Annotated in this window: 14 protein-coding genes and 1 tRNA gene; 8 read left to right on the top strand and 7 right to left on the bottom strand. The window is 39.9% G+C overall.

The annotated features are described in order from the left end of the window. Window positions 1-3: 3 nt before the first annotated feature. The 5 genes from hisS (at window position 4) to AC1M9C_RS09765 (ending at window position 5,504) form a co-directional block, all read left to right on the top strand. Window positions 4-1,299 (top strand): histidine--tRNA ligase, encoded by a 1,296-nt coding sequence (gene hisS, locus AC1M9C_RS09785; protein WP_481587153.1) that lies wholly within the window; start codon window positions 4-6, stop codon window positions 1,297-1,299. 29 nt (window positions 1,300-1,328) lie between these two features. Continuing rightward, window positions 1,329-2,030, top strand: coding sequence for a YfgM family protein (locus AC1M9C_RS09780; protein ID WP_481587154.1), 702 nt, complete (start codon window positions 1,329-1,331; stop codon window positions 2,028-2,030). Beyond that, window positions 2,030-3,178, top strand: coding sequence for an outer membrane protein assembly factor BamB (gene bamB, locus AC1M9C_RS09775; RefSeq protein ID WP_481587155.1), 1,149 nt, complete (start codon window positions 2,030-2,032; stop codon window positions 3,176-3,178). The genes AC1M9C_RS09780 and bamB overlap by 1 nt, the downstream gene beginning before the upstream one ends. A 170-nt stretch (window positions 3,179-3,348) precedes the next feature. Then, on the top strand, window positions 3,349-4,761 hold the full coding sequence (der, locus tag AC1M9C_RS09770; protein ID WP_481587156.1) for a ribosome biogenesis GTPase Der: 1,413 nt from the start codon (window positions 3,349-3,351) through the stop codon (window positions 4,759-4,761). 98 nt (window positions 4,762-4,859) lie between these two features. Further along, window positions 4,860-5,504 carry a 4'-phosphopantetheinyl transferase family protein gene (locus AC1M9C_RS09765; RefSeq protein ID WP_481587157.1) on the top strand — a complete coding sequence of 215 codons (645 nt, stop codon included), beginning with the start codon at window positions 4,860-4,862 and terminating at the stop codon, window positions 5,502-5,504. Window positions 5,505-5,544: 40 nt separating this feature from the next. Here AC1M9C_RS09765 and secF read toward each other — a convergent pair whose 3' ends face one another. The 7 genes from secF to queA form a co-directional block, all read right to left on the bottom strand. Next, window positions 5,545-6,522 (bottom strand): protein translocase subunit SecF, encoded by a 978-nt coding sequence (secF, locus tag AC1M9C_RS09760; protein WP_481953625.1) that lies wholly within the window; start codon window positions 6,520-6,522, stop codon window positions 5,545-5,547. Between the two features lie 7 nt (window positions 6,523-6,529). After that, window positions 6,530-8,431 carry a protein translocase subunit SecD gene (gene secD / locus AC1M9C_RS09755; protein ID WP_481953615.1) on the bottom strand — a complete coding sequence of 634 codons (1,902 nt, stop codon included), beginning with the start codon at window positions 8,429-8,431 and terminating at the stop codon, window positions 6,530-6,532. A 53-nt stretch (window positions 8,432-8,484) separates the two neighbouring features. Next, window positions 8,485-8,814: a preprotein translocase subunit YajC gene (gene yajC / locus AC1M9C_RS09750; RefSeq protein WP_035265599.1), complete on the bottom strand. Its 330-nt coding sequence runs from the start codon at window positions 8,812-8,814 to the stop codon at window positions 8,485-8,487. 97 nt (window positions 8,815-8,911) lie between these two features. Further along, complete coding sequence (gene tgt, locus AC1M9C_RS09745) at window positions 8,912-10,042, bottom strand: tRNA guanosine(34) transglycosylase Tgt (RefSeq protein ID WP_035265598.1); 1,131 nt, start codon at window positions 10,040-10,042, stop codon at window positions 8,912-8,914. Window positions 10,043-10,327: 285 nt separating this feature from the next. After that, window positions 10,328-10,897, bottom strand: a complete 570-nt coding sequence (locus AC1M9C_RS09740) for a LemA family protein (protein WP_481587159.1) — start codon at window positions 10,895-10,897, stop codon at window positions 10,328-10,330. 24 nt (window positions 10,898-10,921) lie between these two features. Further along, window positions 10,922-11,956, bottom strand: a complete 1,035-nt coding sequence (locus AC1M9C_RS09735) for a hypothetical protein (protein ID WP_481587160.1) — start codon at window positions 11,954-11,956, stop codon at window positions 10,922-10,924. 10 nt (window positions 11,957-11,966) lie between these two features. Beyond that, a complete protein-coding gene (gene queA / locus AC1M9C_RS09730; RefSeq protein ID WP_481587161.1) occupies window positions 11,967-13,004 on the bottom strand; it encodes a tRNA preQ1(34) S-adenosylmethionine ribosyltransferase-isomerase QueA in 1,038 nt (345 codons plus the stop codon). 182 nt (window positions 13,005-13,186) lie between these two features. Here queA and AC1M9C_RS09725 point away from each other — a divergent pair. From AC1M9C_RS09725 to glnE, 3 genes are all read left to right on the top strand, one after another. After that, window positions 13,187-13,273: transfer RNA gene (locus AC1M9C_RS09725), tRNA-Leu, on the top strand. Window positions 13,274-13,631: 358 nt separating this feature from the next. Continuing rightward, window positions 13,632-14,912, top strand: a complete 1,281-nt coding sequence (locus AC1M9C_RS09720) for a sensor histidine kinase (RefSeq protein WP_481953614.1) — start codon at window positions 13,632-13,634, stop codon at window positions 14,910-14,912. Window positions 14,913-14,977: 65 nt separating this feature from the next. Further along, on the top strand, window positions 14,978-17,719 hold the full coding sequence (glnE, locus tag AC1M9C_RS09715) for a bifunctional [glutamate--ammonia ligase]-adenylyl-L-tyrosine phosphorylase/[glutamate--ammonia-ligase] adenylyltransferase (protein ID WP_481613354.1): 2,742 nt from the start codon (window positions 14,978-14,980) through the stop codon (window positions 17,717-17,719). Window positions 17,720-17,743: the final 24 nt, after the last annotated feature.

Raw genomic sequence — 17,743 nt, 5'->3', positions numbered from 1 at the left:
ATCATGAGTTCAATCGTCGCAATCAAAGGTTTTAATGACATTCTCCCAACGCAAACCCCAGCTTGGAGACGTCTTGAACAGCATCTATCTGGTTTGATGGATGCCTATGGCTATCAACAAATTCGTTTGCCGATGGTTGAACAGACAAACTTGTTCAAGCGTTCTATTGGTGATGCAACGGATATCGTTGAAAAAGAGATGTATACGTTCTTAGATAAAGGTAATCCTCCTGAGTCTTTGACCTTACGTCCAGAAGGTACTGCGGGTTGTGTGCGTGCTATGCTCGAACACAATTTGCTTCGTGGTGCGACACCGCGTGTTTGGTATATTGGACCGATGTTCCGTTATGAAAAACCGCAAAAAGGTCGTTACCGTCAATTCCATCAATTTGGTGTGGAAACGTTTGGTGTTGCAACTCCTGATCAAGATGCTGAACTGATTTTGATGACTGCGCGTCTGTGGAAACGGATGGGTGTTGCGGACAAAGTTCAATTAGAAATCAATACTTTAGGTGAGTCAGATGAGCGTGCAGCTTATCGTGCAGCCTTGGTTGAGTTTTTAGAATCACATAAGCCAGATCTAGATGAAGATTCGCAGCGTCGTTTAACAACGAATCCACTGCGTATTTTGGACTCTAAAGATGCAAAAACTCAAAGCATTTTAGAAAATGCGCCTAAACTTCATGACTTTATGGGTGAAGAGACGCTGGCACATTTCCAACAATTACAGCAATATCTAACTGATGCAGGTATTTCATTTGTCATTAACCAAAAGTTGGTTCGTGGCTTGGATTACTATAATAAAACCGTATTTGAATGGACGACGACACATCTCGGTTCACAGGGTACGGTTTGTGCTGGTGGTCGTTATGATGGTTTAGTGGGCCAGTTAAAAGGTAAACCAGATCAATCGGTTCCTGCGGTTGGTTTTGCAATGGGTATTGAGCGTTTATTGCTTCTTTTAGAACAAGTAGAAGACAATACACCAGTACGTGATTGTGAAGTATTTTTACTTGCAGATCCTGCGACGCAAGGCAAAGCTTTAGTTCTGGCTGAACAAATCCGAGATCAATTTGAAGCTGCAAGCAGTTCAGTGCGTCTGAAAGTTGGTTCTCAAGGCTCGATGAAAAGCCAAATGAAAAAAGCGGATCAGTCTGGTGCAATTTATGCCTTAATCTTTGGTGAGCGTGAAGCTGAAGCGCAACAACTTTCAGTCAAAGAGTTGGCTACAGCAGAGCAGACACAAGTAGCGGTCAATGACATTGTGCCGTTCATCATTGATAAACTATCTTCAAAATAAATTTAAGAACACAAGGAAAGGGCGATCATATGAGCGCAATGACTGACGAAGAACAACTGCATACAGCAAAGTCGTTTTTTAAGAAATATGGATCGGCGTTGATTACGCTGATTCTTCTTGCCCTGATCGCCTTCTTCGGATGGGAATATTGGAAAAAGAAAAACGCAGCAGAAGATCAAATACAGACTGCTAAAGTACAGCTCTTGGTTGATGAAGCGAAAGCTGCAACAACTGATCCTAAAGTAGCGACTGCTTTGGATGGAACTGCTGAAAAAATTGTAAAAGAAAATCCTGATTCGATTCATGCGGTTCAAACGCAATTTGTAATGGCAAAATTGGCTTATGACCAAGAGAATTATCCAAAAGCTGAACGTGAATTGAAAAAAATTGAAAATGCTCAAATCAAAGATGAAGGTTTACAACACATCATTAAGCTTCGTTTAGCAGATGCTCAACTGGCACAAAAAAAATATGATGAGGCTTTAAAAACATTGTCTGATTTGACTTTGCCCGCTTTCAAAACAACTGTAGATGAAGCGCGTGGCGATATTTATATTGCTAAGAATGATATTGAAAATGCGAAAAAAGCTTATCAGAGCGCATGGGATAACTTAATTGCAACTAAACAAGAACGCCAAATCTTACAAATTAAACTCGAAAGTGTTGGCATATTAGTAGAAGATCCTGAAATTGAGCGCCCAATTTTAGATATACAAACGGATGAGTCTTAATGGATAGAAAGTATAAAATTTCTTTTGTTCTAGCGACATTGTCGTGTGCACTAATGGCGTGTACAAGCAATACGGTGAAAGAAGAAAAGGTGAAACCTAATCCGTTGCCTAAAATTCAGCAATCGGTGAGCTTAGCACCTATTTTTTCACATAATGTTTCAGCGACGGATGCTGCTGATCCATTGCGTTTGAGAATGGCGAATGATCAAGGTGTTTTATACTTTTTAGATCCTAAGGGACAGGTTTCTGCATATCAAGATAAGCAGCGTGTCTGGGAAAAACAAGTTACAAAGCTTGGTTTAAGTTCAGGTGTTGAAGCGGCTAACGGATTAGTAATCGTCGGCAACAAGAAAGGTCAGCTGTTTGCTCTTGATCAAAAAACGGGTGATATCCGTTGGACTGCGCAATTAAGCGGTGCAATTTTGAGTGCGGCGCTTATTCAGACTGGTCGAGTGATCGTTGTTGCAAATGACGGTACGGTGTTTGGTCTGGATGAAAAAACAGGTCAACAAGTGTGGACTTATCGTATGCCAAACGAACAATTGAGCTTACGTGGTCAAGCTTCACCTGTGCGCTTAGACCCACGAACAGTTTTAGTGGCCTCGTCAAATGCATACGTATACGCAATTGATAGTCTCACTGGAACTTTGCGTATGCAAAGACGTGTGGCAGTCAGCGATGGTCGTTCTGATATACAGCGTTTAGTTGATGTGGATGCAGATCCAATTGTTGCAGGACAATTGGTTGTAACCACCAGCTATCAAGGTCAAGTCACTGTACTAGATCTAGTTTCACAACGTGTGATTTGGAGTGAAGATGCAAGCAGTATTAACCGTGCTGAAGTTGCAGGTCGCCAAGTCTTCGTCACGCAAACAGATGGTAAAATTGTATCGTTTGATCTGGTGACGGGTCAGCCATTATGGACTAATGATCAATTGCTTAACCGTCAATTAAGCAACCCCGTAATGTTGGGACAGTATTTAGTGGTAGGTGATTATGAGGGGGTACTCCACCTTGTAGATCCTAAAAATGGTCAACTTGTTGGTCGCGAAAAAACGCGTGGTGAAGTACGTTCGTTACGTGTAGTAAACAATCAGCTTTACTCAGTGACACGTACAGGCGCACTTACAATTTGGCAGAATCGTTAATTTTTTCTCTGCTTATGGTAAACTAGTCGCTGAATACATATTTTAAGTTCGGGGTGTTGAATTTTCAGACCCCGACATTTTTATTTTTAAGTAGATGATTCGTCTAACTTCTTCCACAGTTTCTGATGTTCAGGCCAATTGAGTTGGCTGATCTTGTTAAAGGTTAATCTATGAAACCCGTTATTGCGCTCATTGGTCGTCCGAACGTCGGAAAATCAACGCTGTTTAACCAGATTACCAAAAGTCGTGACGCGCTTGTTGCAGACTTTGCCGGTCTTACTCGTGACCGTAAATATGGTGATGCAGTTTATCAAAATAAATCATTTATCGTTGTAGATACTGGCGGTATCGGCGAAAACGAAGGTGGGATCGACTCTTACATGGCAGAGCAGTCTAAAACTGCGATTCATGAAGCAGATATGATCATCTTTGTTGTTGATGCGCGTGCAGGTCTTTTAGCATCTGATGAACAGATTGCGCGTGAGTTGCGTTCACTCGGTAAAAAAGTATTTTTAGTTGCCAACAAAGTCGATGGTGTCCATGCAGAGGCAGCATTGGTTGAGTTCTTTAAGTTGGGTATGGGTGAACCGATGCAAGTGGCTGCAAGCCATGGGCGTGGTGTTCAACAAATGCTCGAAGAAGTGCTTGAAGATGTGCCAGAAGATGACTTAAGTGAACAGCGTGATGAAGATACTGGGCTTCGTCTAGCGATTATTGGTCGTCCTAACGTAGGTAAGTCAACATTGGTCAATCGCTTGCTGGGCGAAGAACGTGTCGTTGCTTTTGACCAGCCTGGTACTACACGTGACTCAATTTACATCCCATTTGAGCGTGATGGTCGAAAATATACGCTCATTGACACTGCTGGTGTTCGTCGTAAAGGCAAAGTGGATGAAATGATTGAGAAATTCTCAATCGTAAAGACTTTACAAGCAATGAAAGATGCCAACGTTGTCGTTGTTGTTGTTGATGCGCGTGAAGGTATTGTTGAGCAAGACTTGCATTTGATTGGATATGCGATTGAAGCTGGTCGTGCGATGGTGATTGCGATCAATAAATGGGACAATATGTCAGAATATGATCGCAAACAATGTAAATTGGATGTTGAGCGTCGTTTTGACTTTATTCCATGGGCAAAAATCCATTTAATTTCTGCTTTGCATGGTACAGGTGTGGGTGAGCTTTATCCTTCAATTCATCGTGCATATGAATCTTCACGTTTGAAAGTATCTCCAGCGAAAATCACTGAGATCTTAAAAGATGCAACAGATGCGCATCATCCTCCTAAAGTTCAAGGTCGCGCAATTAAAATGCGTTATGCGCATATTGGCGGTCAAAACCCACCTACGATTGTGATTCACGGTAATAAAGTTGATAAAACACCAGCTGACTATCGTCGTTACTTAGAAAACGTGTTCCGTAAAGTGTATAAACTTGAAGGTACACCTGTAAAAATTGAATTCAAAACTTCAGAAAACCCATTTGAAGGTCGTAAATCTCAAATTGATGAACGTACTGCGGCACGAAAACGTCGTTATGTACAGAAGTTTAAGAAAGCCGAGAAGAAGTTCAAACGCGGTTAATCAATTGTAAATTCAGTTCAGAAAGCCCAAATGTGAAGTTTGGGCTTTTTTTATGATGCGAATAAATTAAGATAAATGAAATCATTGAGAACCCTATTATGACCCGTCATATTCAAATTGATATTTCAAAAATTTCTTCTTTTTTACAAATTCCTAAAAATATCACACGTGCAGAAGAAATCAGTCTTAGAAAAAACATGATTTACCAATATCGCAACTGCTTACTAGGAAGTAAATTAAACAGAACAATAAAAAATGAGGATATTGACCTAACAAAAGATGGAAAACCTTTTTTGAAGGAATTTTCAGACTTTCAGTTTAATCATAGTCATAGTCAACATTATTATGCTTTAGCTACCTCACATCACATTCGAGATTTGGGTGTGGATATTGAGGAGCTGAATCGATCAATTCGATTCGAAGCCTTAGCCAAACATGCATTTCATCCAAATGAATATGCGATATGGGCATCATTGGATTTTGATACTCGCTATTGGTTTAAAGTCTGGACCATTAAGGAAGCAGTTTTGAAGGCACATGGGATGGGAATCCGCATGAGCTTAAATGAGTTGAATACCAATGCCCATACCACACACATGGGTGGGGTTTGTGAGCATCCAGTCTTAGGGGTATTTGCTTATCAGAATTTTGAAGTCATGGATTGTATGCTGACAGTCGCATGGCGAAGTGAATACTCTTGCCGTGGTTTTGCAATTCCTCAAATTCAAATCACTCAACATTAAAAAAGCCCATCATTTGATGGGCTTTTTTTTTACTGAATGTTTATTGAGGAATTTCTTCTTCCTCTTCAAATTCAGGTTTTACTTGAACAATAAAGTCTTGGCGGTTCAGACCACGCCACAATGCAAATGCAGTACCGATATAAATCGAAGAATATGTTCCGACAAAAACACCGACAAACATTGCAATCGAGAACCATTTCAAACCATCACCGCCCATGATCATCATAGCAACGACCACAAGCAATAGCGTCATCGAAGTGTGGATGGTACGACGTAAGGTTTCAGTCAATGCAATATTGATGATCTCAAGAGGTTCTGCCCCACGAATTTTACGGAAGTTCTCACGAATACGATCCGAGACAACAATATTATCGTTTAATGAGAAACCAATAATTGCTAGAAGAGCAGCTAAAACGGTTAGGTCAAAAGGCCATTGCATGAGGGCGAAAATCCCAAGTGTTACCACAATATCGTGGAACAAAGAGAGTACGGCACCCATCGCCAACTTGAATTCGAAGCGAATCGTCACATAAATCAGCATGATAATCAGTGCCAAAGCCACAGCACCTGCTGATTTAATGTAAAGTTCGTTTCCGACTTGACCACCAACAACATCCACTTTTGGAACAGTGACTGGATTATTGTCTAACTGCACTGCGGTGGTAATTGCTTTGGTTAGATCTTCCGCTTCAATATCTTCTTGTACGGGCATACGAACCATTAAATCTCGTTCAGAACCTAAGGTTTGAACAACAGCATCATTAAAACCCGCATCACTTAATGCTTGCGTCACTTCAGAGGGTTTTACAGGATTGGCATAATTCAATTCAGCTGCAACACCGCCAGTAAAGTCTAATCCTAAATTCAGACCTTTAGTCGCGATAAAGAAGATACTTGCAATAGTCAGGATGATTGAAAGCCAAGCTGCTGGCTTTGCAATCTTCATGAAAGGAATTACGCGTTCGTTGTCTGGACGGCCGTATTGTTTTGATTCGAGTTGAGTATTTTCAGTCATGATAGATCTCCTAAATGCTCAACTTTTTCAAGTTACGTTTTTTACCGTAAATGATCTGTACAATTGCACGGGTTACTGTAATCGCAGTAAACATCGAGCAAACAATACCAATCATGAGTGTCACGGCAAATCCTTTGATCGGACCAGTACCAATGGCAAATAGGATAAATGCAACAAGGAATGTGGTTAAGTTCGAGTCAAAGATGGTGTTATAAGCTCGATCATAACCTGCAACAATCGCCTGTTTAGGCGATGCTCCCCATTTGATTTCCTCGCGTATTCGCTCGCAAATTAGAACGTTTGCATCCACCGCCATACCGATGGTAATCACGATACCTGCAATACCTGGCAGCGTTAATGAAGCACCGATCCAAGACATAACCGTCAAGATCATTGCTAAGTTGAATACTAGAGCGAAGTTCGCAATGACACCGAATAAGCGGAAGAATACCACCATCCAAATTGCGACCAAGATGAATCCAATTTGAGTAGATAGTACGCCCTTATCGATGTTTTCTTGACCTAGGCTTGGACCGATAACACGCTCTTCAACAAAGTACATTGGCGCAGCGAGCGCACCTGCACGAAGCATTAAAGCTAGCTCAGCTGCTTCTTGAGGTGAATCTAAGCCAGTAATACGGAACTGTGAACCCAGTACTGCTTGAATATTTGCTGCATTAATGACGACAGATTCAGTATATGGTGTGCGTACTTCAGTTTGTGCACCTGTTTCAGGATCTTCAACGTAACTGATACGTTGTTTATTCTCAATGAACAGTACCGCCATACGCTTACCAACAGCGCTACGAGTCGCATCTGACATTAACTTACCACCTGCATTATCAAGGGTAATGTTAACTTCTGCTGTACCACTATCTTGTCCAAAGCCTGAAGAAGCATTTTGTACACGCTCACCCGTCAGAATACGATTACGGTTAAGTAAAAGTTCACGACCACTGTCTAAAGACTCATAGGCGAATACTTCTGTCCCTGGAGGTAAGGGTTGACCATTATATTTTCCTGAATAAGGATCAATATATTGATCATTTAGATCAGACACCAAACGGAATTCTAAGTTTGCTGTACGACCTAAGATACGTTTTGCTTCAGCTGTGTCTTGGACACCTGGTAATTCAACCACAATACGGTTGCTACCTTGGGTTTGAACCAACGCTTCCGCAACACCAAGTTCATTAATACGATTACGAAGTGTTGTTAAGTTTTGATCTAACGCATACGACTGAATTTCTTGCTTTGTGGTATCTGTATAGGTTAAACGAAGACTGGCACCATTTTCAGTTGCAAGTGCTTGTTGAGTATATTTATTACCGTTACGACGAAGTTGATCCATCGCTGCTGCACGATCTTCATTGTTAGCAAATTGAACAGTGATCGCATTGTTATTTAATGAAAGACTATTGAATTTGATCTGGTTCTCACGGAATTCGCGTCGCAAATCAGCAGCCGATGTTTCCATGCGCTGCGCAATCGCTTTGTCCATATCCACCTCAAGGAGGAAGTGGACACCACCACGCAAATCAAGACCAAGTTTCATTGGTCGTGCACCGATTTTCTGTAACCATTCAGGTGTTGTTGGTGCGAGGTTTAATGCAACAACATAGTTTTCACCCAGACCTTCACGTAGGATATCTTTTGCTTTTAATTGGGCTTCAGAACTGTCTAAACGTAGAAGGGCAGCATTTTGAGTAAAGCTGTTATTGTGGGATTGGATATTGTGGCTTTTTAATAGTTGCTCTGCTTTTTGAATCACTGTGTCATCAATGACAGAACCAGCTTTTGCACCAGAAATTTGGACGGCTGGTTCATCAGGATACAAACTTGGCAGGGCATATAATGTACTCACGACTAGTACAACTAGAATGAGTAAATATTTCCATGCTGGGTAACGCATTCGCTTTCTTCTTAAAATGAAAAAAGTCGTGCAGCTGCACGACTATTTTATAATTAAAGGTTATTTAGAGTGCCTTCAGGTAATACTGAAATCACACTTGCACGCTGAATTTTAACTTCGTTGCCACGGTTTAATTCAACCACAGCGAAATCACCTTCGAGTTTAGTAATACGGCCCATTAAACCGCCTGCAAAAACGATTTCGCTGCCAACGCCTAAGCTCTCAACCAAAGTGCGATGTTCTTTCGCACGTTTTGCTTGAGGACGCCAAATTAAGAAGTAGAAAATTGCAATGAATACTGCAATCATCAATAAGTTAGCAACTAAGCTTGGTTGTTGTGCAGCTTCACCAGCTGCATGTGCAGTCGAAATAAAAAGGCTCATTTCATTTTCCTAAACTAAAAATATCAAAAAAGATGATAAAAAATCGGCTTGTTCAGCAATTTACATTGTCTTTTTGCTCAGCGCAAATACTGATGTATTAATCTTGCGGACAAGGAGGTACTTCAAGCCCACGGCGTGCATAAAAATCGTGAACAAAATCATCAAATGTTCCGTTATCTAATGCATCACGCATCATTTCTGCTAAACGCAAGTAATAACGAAGGTTATGGATTGTGCCAAGCATTGATGCAAGCATCTCACCACATTTTTCTAAATGGTATAGATACGAACGGGTAAAGTTGGTACAGGTGTAACAATCGCAATGCGGATCAAGTGGGCTTTGATCATGGCGGTATTTCGCATTTCGTATACGCACTAAACCGTCCGTAACAAAATAATGTCCATTACGTGCGTTACGAGTTGGCATTACACAGTCAAACATGTCTACACCACGACGAACAGCTTCAACGATGTCTTCTGGTTTGCCAACACCCATTAAATAACGTGGTTTATCCGCAGGCATTTGCTCTGGAAGATAATCAAGGACTTTGATCATCTCTTCTTTTGGCTCGCCTACAGAAAGACCGCCAATCGCATATCCATCAAAACCGATTTCTTTTAATCCATTTAGTGATTCTTGGCGGAGGTCTTCATACATGCCGCCTTGAATAATACCAAACAGGGCATTGCGGTTTTTTAACACATCATGATGTTGAGTCTTACAACGCTTTGCCCAACGTAATGAAAGTTGTAGCGATTTCTGAGCTTCTTCGTGAGTCGCTGGATAGGGTGTACATTCATCAAAAATCATCACGATATCTGAATTCAATGTATGTTGAATATCCATTGAAATTTCAGGAGAAAGGAAGACTTTAGAGCCATCAATTGGAGAGCGGAATGTTACGCCGTCTTCTTTGATACTACGCATTGCGCCTAAGCTAAATACTTGGAAGCCACCAGAGTCGGTCAAAATTGGTTTATTCCATTTCATAAAACCATGTAGACCACCGTGCTCACGAATGACATCTAGGCCAGGGCGTAGATATAAATGAAAGGTATTCCCTAAAATGACCTGTGATTTAATTTCTTCAATATCACGTGGGAGCATGCCTTTAACAGTGCCGTAAGTTCCGACAGGCATAAACATCGGTGTTTCAACGACACCATGTTCCAAGGTTAAGCGTCCGCGTCGAGCGCGACCAGACTGACCTAATTTTTCAAACTTCATAAATTGTCCAAATCGAGGCGAAAAAACAGTTCGCTGATTGATAGCGATAAAGCGCTCTATTTTCCTAGATTCGCGCAGTTTATGCTAGAAAAATTACATTATTCTTAACGACTTGGATTTTTGTTTATGAAAAATTACAAGAGATTCATGATCTTGCTAAACAATGAAGATATCTGCATATTTTTCGCCCAGGTATACAGTTTTTAGCGTATCCTAATATGAATAAATCGTAATGGATAAACAACGTGATTCTCTAAGATATTGCCACTTTTTAAGGTGGAATCCTTATTTGAAATTAGGGCGATAATCAAAATTTTGTTGCGCTTGATGATCTGTAAATGGGCGAATAGGTTTCTTTGCGAGGCTGATACTGTTGATTAAGTTATTTGGAAAAATTTGAATCAAGTTATTAAACTCTTCGACATTTCGATTGAATATTGAAATTGCAGCACTGACATTTTCATTTTGCTCTTGAATGTCATGCATCATTTGGTTGTAAAGCTGATCAGCTTTGAGATCTGGATAATTCTCAACAACCACATTTAAACTTTTCATTAACGACTGACTTAGCGCTTCAATATGCTGAAGCTGAGCTACATCAGTTGATTGTGTATTGAGATTTAGGATTTGTTGGCGTAAGGCTGTGATATTTTCTAATGTTGATTTTTCAAACTCAGTGTATTGAGATAAATTTTGCTCAAGATGCTCTAATGTTTTAATTTTCTGACGTTCAAAATTTGCGACATCTGACCAAGCACGCTGAGAAGCATTCAGATATCGAACGATATTATTTCGAACCCATATTCCCCAAACAATAATCAAAACAAAGATGGAAAGAAAAATGAATAAGCCCACACGCATTACCTAATATGATCGTTATTATGCAACTAAGTTTAGCATGCTCTGTTTGAGTTGTTGATAATTTGGCATGGTTAATGTTCTTAAGTAACCGCGCAAAGCGGATATATTTTTAATGTCTTTGATTTCAAGCTTGTGCGTGATTTCAAATAAATCGCGCTCTCCCAAATAGCACATGATTTGGTCATGAGGGTGGAAAATTAAGTCGCCCTGGTGAAGTCGATAAAATTCAATCAGTTTGAGTGTGGTTGATGGCGTCATGATCTTTGCGAGTTGTAAGCGATCTGTACCGTAAATCTGAACTTTTTTACGTAGCTCTAAATCGCTGCTCTCCCAGCGTTCTATATATGGTGCGGTGAAACCTCTCTTTCTACTGGTTGTCGCTAATCCTAGTGGTGATATATCAAATACAAATACGCCCCAACGATGACGTTCAATTTTTTTTAATTTTTGTGGTGTTTTGTTTTGCTCTGGCAGATTGATTTCATCAATATATCGGTAATGAAAAAGCATAACAGGGAAATCTTGGTTTTGAGGGTTTTTCCACGTGGTAGAGGCAAACTTTAAAATGTCATTGGCATGGTTACCTTGGTTAAACAAAGGAAATTTTTGCCTTAGCTGACTTATGATCAAGGTGTTATGTCTATTTGTTCCAAGGTGTGATGGCGTTGAATAAGCTTCTATACCGAATTTAAAACCAATCATTCGCTCTTCAAGAAATGAAATCACTTCATGAATAGGTTTATTTGGTTCATAAATAATATATGCAATCAGGATAAGTATCGCCGCTGCGCTATATGCCATCCATTTTAATGTGTCAAAAATAGGAAAGAGCGAAAAAACAATGAATATGATGGCAAGCGTAACAAAAAATTTAGGTATGCCATTGTGAAAAAAGAGTTGGGTATTCGAACCCCATGGATGTAATCCTTGCAGGATGTCATCAGAATGTTGAGCAGAACGTCCAAGAGCCCAAAGCCGATCAACACTGGCCATAATTTGCTTATTCTTTCGGGTGCGAAGGTGAAGCAGTTGCTGAACAGAATCAATCGGCATAGATCAGATCCTAATCTTTTGCTTGGTCAATCAACATTGCGTCACCATAACTAAAGAAACGATAGCGTTCTTTTACAGCATGTTGATACGCATTCAAAATATAATCACGATTGGACAGGGCTGAAACAAGCATTAATAATGTTGATTCTGGAAGGTGGAAGTTAGTAATCAAGCGATCTACCACTTTAAATTCATAACCAGGATAAATAAAAATCTGAGTATCACCAGTCCAGCCCTTCAGTTCGCCACCATTGGCTTGAGCTGCGCTTTCTGTTGCGCGTGTTGCAGTCGTTCCGACGGCAATCACTTTATTACCTCGATCTTTAGTGGCTTTAATCAACGCCATAGCTTCATCGCTGACTTGGCACCATTCACTGTGCATGATGTGATTTTCGATATCGGTTGTACGTACTGGTAAAAATGTACCTGCACCTACATGTAAAGTGACAAATGTCTTGTTTACACCTTTATCTTCGAGTTTTTTTAATAGTTGTTCATCGAAATGCAGAGATGCCGTTGGAGCTGCAACGCTGGCAATTTTTGTAGGATCATTAAATACGGTTTGATAACGTACAGTATCAATATCTTCTGCTTCTCGGTTGAAGTAAGGTGGAATAGGCAATGCACCATACTGATCCAATACATCTAAGATTGGTTTGGAAAATTCCACCACATAGAGATTTTCATGGCGCCCTTGAACCGTAACTTTAACCTCATCTGATCCGACAAAAAGCTCAGCACCTGGTTTTGGCGAGTTACTTGCTTTGATATGGCAATGAGCAATAAATTGATCAAGCATTCTTTCAACCAGAACCTCAATCGCACCACCTGAAGCACGCTTACCTTTCAAGCGAGCTTTCATCACCTTAGTATCATTGAGAACTAATAAATCACCTTCATTAAACAGGTCTAAAATATCGGTAAATTGGTGATCGTCATATTGGCCATCGGCTTTAAGATGAAGTAAGCGAGAAGCGCTTCGCTCTTCAAGAGGGTAACGGGCAATAAGTTCGTCTGGGAGTTCAAAGTTAAAATCAGAAAGTTGCATAAGAATATAAAAATGGAATCAGCAAAAATTTTGGCATTAGTATATGCTTTTTTTGCCCAGTTCGAGTTGAGTTTGGTGGTTAAAAAAGCATAATGCATACTATTGATTTAAAAATAGGCGCTTGAGTCAGGTTATGCATTGACAAAGAAAAGAAAAACGATATTATACCGAACACAACCTTTCCCGAGGTGGTGAAATTGGTAGACGCGGCGGACTCAAAATCCGCTGTCAGAGATGACGTGTCGGTTCGAGTCCGACCCTCGGGACCAAATACTTAAAGGCCTTCAAGCATATTCAGACTTGAGGGCCTTTTTATTTGTTTTAAATAAATAAAGGAATTTTAAAATTTCAAATGAAGATTTGATGAATAATATAAGATAAGGATTGAGTAAATTTTATTTTAATAATAAATAGTTATGGTTTATTCAATCGATCTTCACTAGACGCTTACGTTTTGTAAAGTATGACTCATGCTTTAGCTAGATATTCAGTCCCCAAAAATGCACTTTCTTAATATTTGAGAATGTATTAGTCTTGATGAAATAAGGTTTCATTTCTTTACTGTGAAATGAAAAAATAAAATGTAATCGATCATTATTCCCCTTTACTCCATGGCAGGATGTAGACATGAAAATAGAATTTATAGATGTCGATCAAGCTGATCAGCTCAGTGCCTGCAAAATGTCTCTTTTACTCGGTGTATCAACGCCAAAAAATCAACTTGAGAGTTTTTTAAGATTTGCGCGTGGCATTTTAAATGCGGAGTCAGCAATCTTAGCTTTTCATGATGAACCATATGTGTGGCATTCTTCTCCAAATGGATTTAAAGCTTTTAATGCCAATAAAAAAGCAAAATTATTACCATATTTCGCGGGACAAACTTCGATCAGTCGTGATCATCCTAATTATTCATCTTTTTCAGCACATATTCATCAACTCGGAGTTGATCACGAGCGAATTATAGCCATTGATTTAAAAGTGAATGATGATTTTTCAATTGGTCAAGTGATTTTATTCGATAATCAGCACCAACCTTTTGATGATCATAATTTAGAACTGGTTTATGATTTTTCAATGAGCTTGATTCGTATATTAGAGCTTCATTCGGATTATGCGGAACTCAAAGAATTATATGAACAACAATCGGCGCTTAATTTCAGTAAAACAAAATTCTTTCAAATCATTGCACACGATTTACGCGCACCATTTCATGGCTTATTAGGTTTTTCTGATGTATTGGCCAATGAGCGTGAAAGTTTGGATGAGGACAGTGTACAGAATATCGCTGAGTATTTACATGATACCGCTCAATCGACTTATAACTTATTGGAAAGCCTATTAAATTGGGCAATGGCTGAAGGCGGGAGATTTGTCTATCATCCTATTCAGTTTGAACTTAAACAGGTGACAAAAATCGTTTTTGATGTTTTAAACACGTTGGCTGTGAAAAAAAATATTCAATTAATTGAAAGTGTGCCGCAAGAGTTAAAAGTCTTTGCCGACATTAATATGATCACATCAGTGATTCAAAACTTGGTATCCAATGCTTTGAAGTTTACTCATGTGGATGGAACTGGAAAAGTTTATATCGAAGCATCAAAATGCGATCAAGGTGTCGAAATTGCCATTCGAGATACAGGTTTAGGTATGACACCACAGCAAATTGAGAAGCTTTTTCAACCGGATTTGAAGGTATCTATTCGTGGTACATCGGGTGAAAAAGGTGCTGGTTTAGGTTTGGTGTTATGTAAAAGATTTGTTGATTTGAATCATGGTGAAATTTGTGTCAGTTCTCAACAAGGTCAAGGTACGACTTTTAAAGTCATATTACCTGAAGCAGACATTCATGCAGCGTTACCTGCCACCCCAAATACGAGTAATCAAACATCTTTGGAAAAAGTGAACTAAATAGTCCACAAACTGCGTAAGGACTGATATAAAAGAGTTTTAGATTTATTCAGGCTTTTTTTCAAATGAATGCTGATCAGTTGCAAAAAACTCTTAGAGCCAGTCAATACGCGGAACAAGTTTATAATTTACATCAAACATTATTAGAACAAGATTATTCATCTGATCAATTTAATAAATTTTTAAGTACTGAACAAATCTATCACATTGTACAAAAAGAACTTGCCGACATTCAGGATGAAAAAGAATGGATGCAAAAAATTCGAATTTTGCGAGCACGTTTAATGTTTCGGTGGATTTGGCAGGATGCGAACCGCCTCATTTCAGTTATTACATTGACTCGTGAGCTTTCAGACTTTGCCGATGCCAGTATTGATGCAGCCAAAAGCTTCGCTTATCGTCCATTGCAAGCCAAACATGGAGAGCCGATCGGCTATAACGGTAAGCTTCAAGACCTTATCGTGATTGCAATGGGTAAATTGGGGGCTCAGGAACTTAATTTATCCAGTGATATTGATCTTATATTTGCCTTCGATGAGCAAGGTGAAACCAATGGTCGTAAATGTATTGATGTTCAGCAATTTTGCATCCTTTGGGGGCAAAAAATTATTTATTTGTTGGAACATATCACCGCGGATGGATTTGTATTCCGAGTGGATATGCGATTGCGACCATGGGGTGATGGTTCAGCACTAGCAATCAGTCATGCGGCACTTGAAAAGTATCTCAGTCAACATGGGCGTGAGTGGGAGCGTTATGCATGGATAAAGGCGCGTATTGTTACAGGAGGAAAGGAAGGGGATGAGCTGCTGGAAATGACTCGACCTTTTGTATTCCGCCGTTATGTGGACTACACTGCTTTTGCAGCGATGCGTGAAATGAAAGCGATGATTGAGCGTGAAGTTCAACGTAGAAATATTGAAGATGATATTAAACTTGGTGCAGGTGGTATTCGTGAAGTCGAGTTTATCGTTCAAGTTTTCCAGTTGATTTATGGTGGTTCAAAACTTGAGCTACAAGACCGTCAATGTTTAGTGAGTCTACATCATTTGGGGGTTGTTGGATTACTTGAACCTGAAGTGGTGGATGAGCTTGAAAATGCTTATTTATTCTTGCGTCGTGTGGAACATGCCATTCAAGCGTTGAACGACCAACAAACGCAATCACTGCCTACAGAACCTGACCAAAGAAATCGCATCGTAGAGACACTTGGATTTGAGAGTTGGGATGCTTTCTTAAATGTTCTCAATGATAAGCGCGCTATAGTAACTTATCAGTTTGAGCATTTAATTAAAGAAAAAGAAGTAGATCCATTGGTTGAAAGCTTTAGCCAAATAGAGCAGCAATTGAATGAAGTTTTAGATGAGTCTGCTAAAAATTTGGTTCGTGAATTTTGGTATGGACATGCCATAAAAAAATTACCCGCTAAAGCAGTTAATCGTTTAAAAGAGTTTTGGCCTCATCTGATTCAAGCTGTTCTTGAATCGGATAATCCACAAGTCGCTTTGGTAAGGCTGATGCCACTGGTTGAATCTGTGATGCGGCGAACAGTCTATTTGGTGATGTTAATTGAAAGTAAAGGAGCATTACAGCGACTCGTTAAAATGGCGACTGTAAGCCCATGGATTTGTGAAGAGTTAACTCATTATCCAGTTTTACTCGATGAGTTTTTATCGATGGATTTTGAGTTACCTAAACGCCAAGATTTGGAGGATTCACTCAGACAGCAGCTGCTGCGTATTGAAATTGATCAAGTGGAAGATCAAATGCGCGTATTGCGCTTATTTAAAAAATCGAATGTTTTGACTGTAGCAGCAAGTGATGTATTGGCTGAAAGTCCACTGATGCGTGTGTCTGATGCGCTCACCGATATTGCTGAGGTTTCAGTTCAAGCAACTTTGAATTTAGCATATCAAATTACAGCAAAAAAACATGGTTACCCAGTAGATGCAGATGGTCAACGTTGTTCAAAAAATCATATGGCATTCAGTGTCATTGGGTATGGGAAATTAGGCGGTATTGAACTTGGGTATGGTTCAGACCTTGATTTAGTCTTTATCCACTATATGGATGAGCAGGCAGATACAGATGGCTTGAAACCAATTAGTGGTTTTGAATTTGCGATGCGTGTTGGGCAAAAGCTCATGTCGCTGATGACAACCCAAACTTTAGATGGTCGTGTGTATGAGATTGATACACGATTGCGTCCTTCAGGAGAAGCTGGGCTTCTCGTCACAAGCCTTAAGGCTTTTGAGCAATACCAACTTAAAAATGCATGGCTTTGGGAGCATCAAGCGATTGTTCGTGCGCGTAGTATAGCGGGTGAGCAAAGCTTAAGAGAAAAGTTTGAGGAATTACGCTGTCGTATTTTAACTTTGCCTCGAAATGAAGAAACGGTGAGAGCAGAAGTGCTAAAAATGCGTCAAAAAATGAAAGACCATTTAGGCTCATCAAATGAGCAAAAAAAAGATGGAATTTTTCATTTAAAACAGGATGCAGGTGGTATCGTTGATATCGAATTTATGGCACAGTATGCAGTATTAGCATGGAGTGGGACGAATCCTGATCTCGCCCATTACTCCGACAATGTACGAATCCTTGAGGATGCCGCAAAAACTGGCTGCTTATCCAGCGCCGATGCGACAGCATTGATTCAAGCTTATCTCCGTGAACGTGCCGAGAGTCATCGTTTAGCCCTTGCAAATCAATCCATGCAAGTGAGTGCTGCGAATTGGCTCGATACCCGTAAGGTCGTTTGCAAGCTATGGCAAAGATTAATAGATCCAACTGCATCAGTAGTTGGATAGAAATGACTGTGTATAAAAATTTGG

The sequence above is a fragment of the Acinetobacter sp. 24-47-39 genome (assembly GCF_056783825.1).
Note: the sequence above shows the minus strand (reverse complement) of the source record. Positions and strands in the feature narration are given on the sequence as shown.

What these genes read in the sequence shown, in the direction of transcription:
- yajC (WP_035265599.1), bottom strand. Translation starts at nt 8,814, where the DNA reads ATGAGCCTTTTTATTTCGACTGCACATGCAGCTGGTGAAGCTGCACAA.
- AC1M9C_RS09780 (WP_481587154.1), top strand. Translation starts at nt 1,329, where the DNA reads ATGAGCGCAATGACTGACGAAGAACAACTGCATACAGCAAAGTCGTTT.
- AC1M9C_RS09735 (WP_481587160.1), bottom strand. Translation starts at nt 11,956, where the DNA reads ATGCCGATTGATTCTGTTCAGCAACTGCTTCACCTTCGCACCCGAAAG.
- glnE (WP_481613354.1), top strand. Translation starts at nt 14,978, where the DNA reads ATGAATGCTGATCAGTTGCAAAAAACTCTTAGAGCCAGTCAATACGCG.
- secD (WP_481953615.1), bottom strand. Translation starts at nt 8,431, where the DNA reads ATGCGTTACCCAGCATGGAAATATTTACTCATTCTAGTTGTACTAGTC.
- AC1M9C_RS09720 (WP_481953614.1), top strand. Translation starts at nt 13,632, where the DNA reads ATGAAAATAGAATTTATAGATGTCGATCAAGCTGATCAGCTCAGTGCC.
- der (WP_481587156.1), top strand. Translation starts at nt 3,349, where the DNA reads ATGAAACCCGTTATTGCGCTCATTGGTCGTCCGAACGTCGGAAAATCA.
- tgt (WP_035265598.1), bottom strand. Translation starts at nt 10,042, where the DNA reads ATGAAGTTTGAAAAATTAGGTCAGTCTGGTCGCGCTCGACGCGGACGC.
- AC1M9C_RS09765 (WP_481587157.1), top strand. Translation starts at nt 4,860, where the DNA reads ATGACCCGTCATATTCAAATTGATATTTCAAAAATTTCTTCTTTTTTA.
- hisS (WP_481587153.1), top strand. Translation starts at nt 4, where the DNA reads ATGAGTTCAATCGTCGCAATCAAAGGTTTTAATGACATTCTCCCAACG.
- bamB (WP_481587155.1), top strand. Translation starts at nt 2,030, where the DNA reads ATGGATAGAAAGTATAAAATTTCTTTTGTTCTAGCGACATTGTCGTGT.
- queA (WP_481587161.1), bottom strand. Translation starts at nt 13,004, where the DNA reads ATGCAACTTTCTGATTTTAACTTTGAACTCCCAGACGAACTTATTGCC.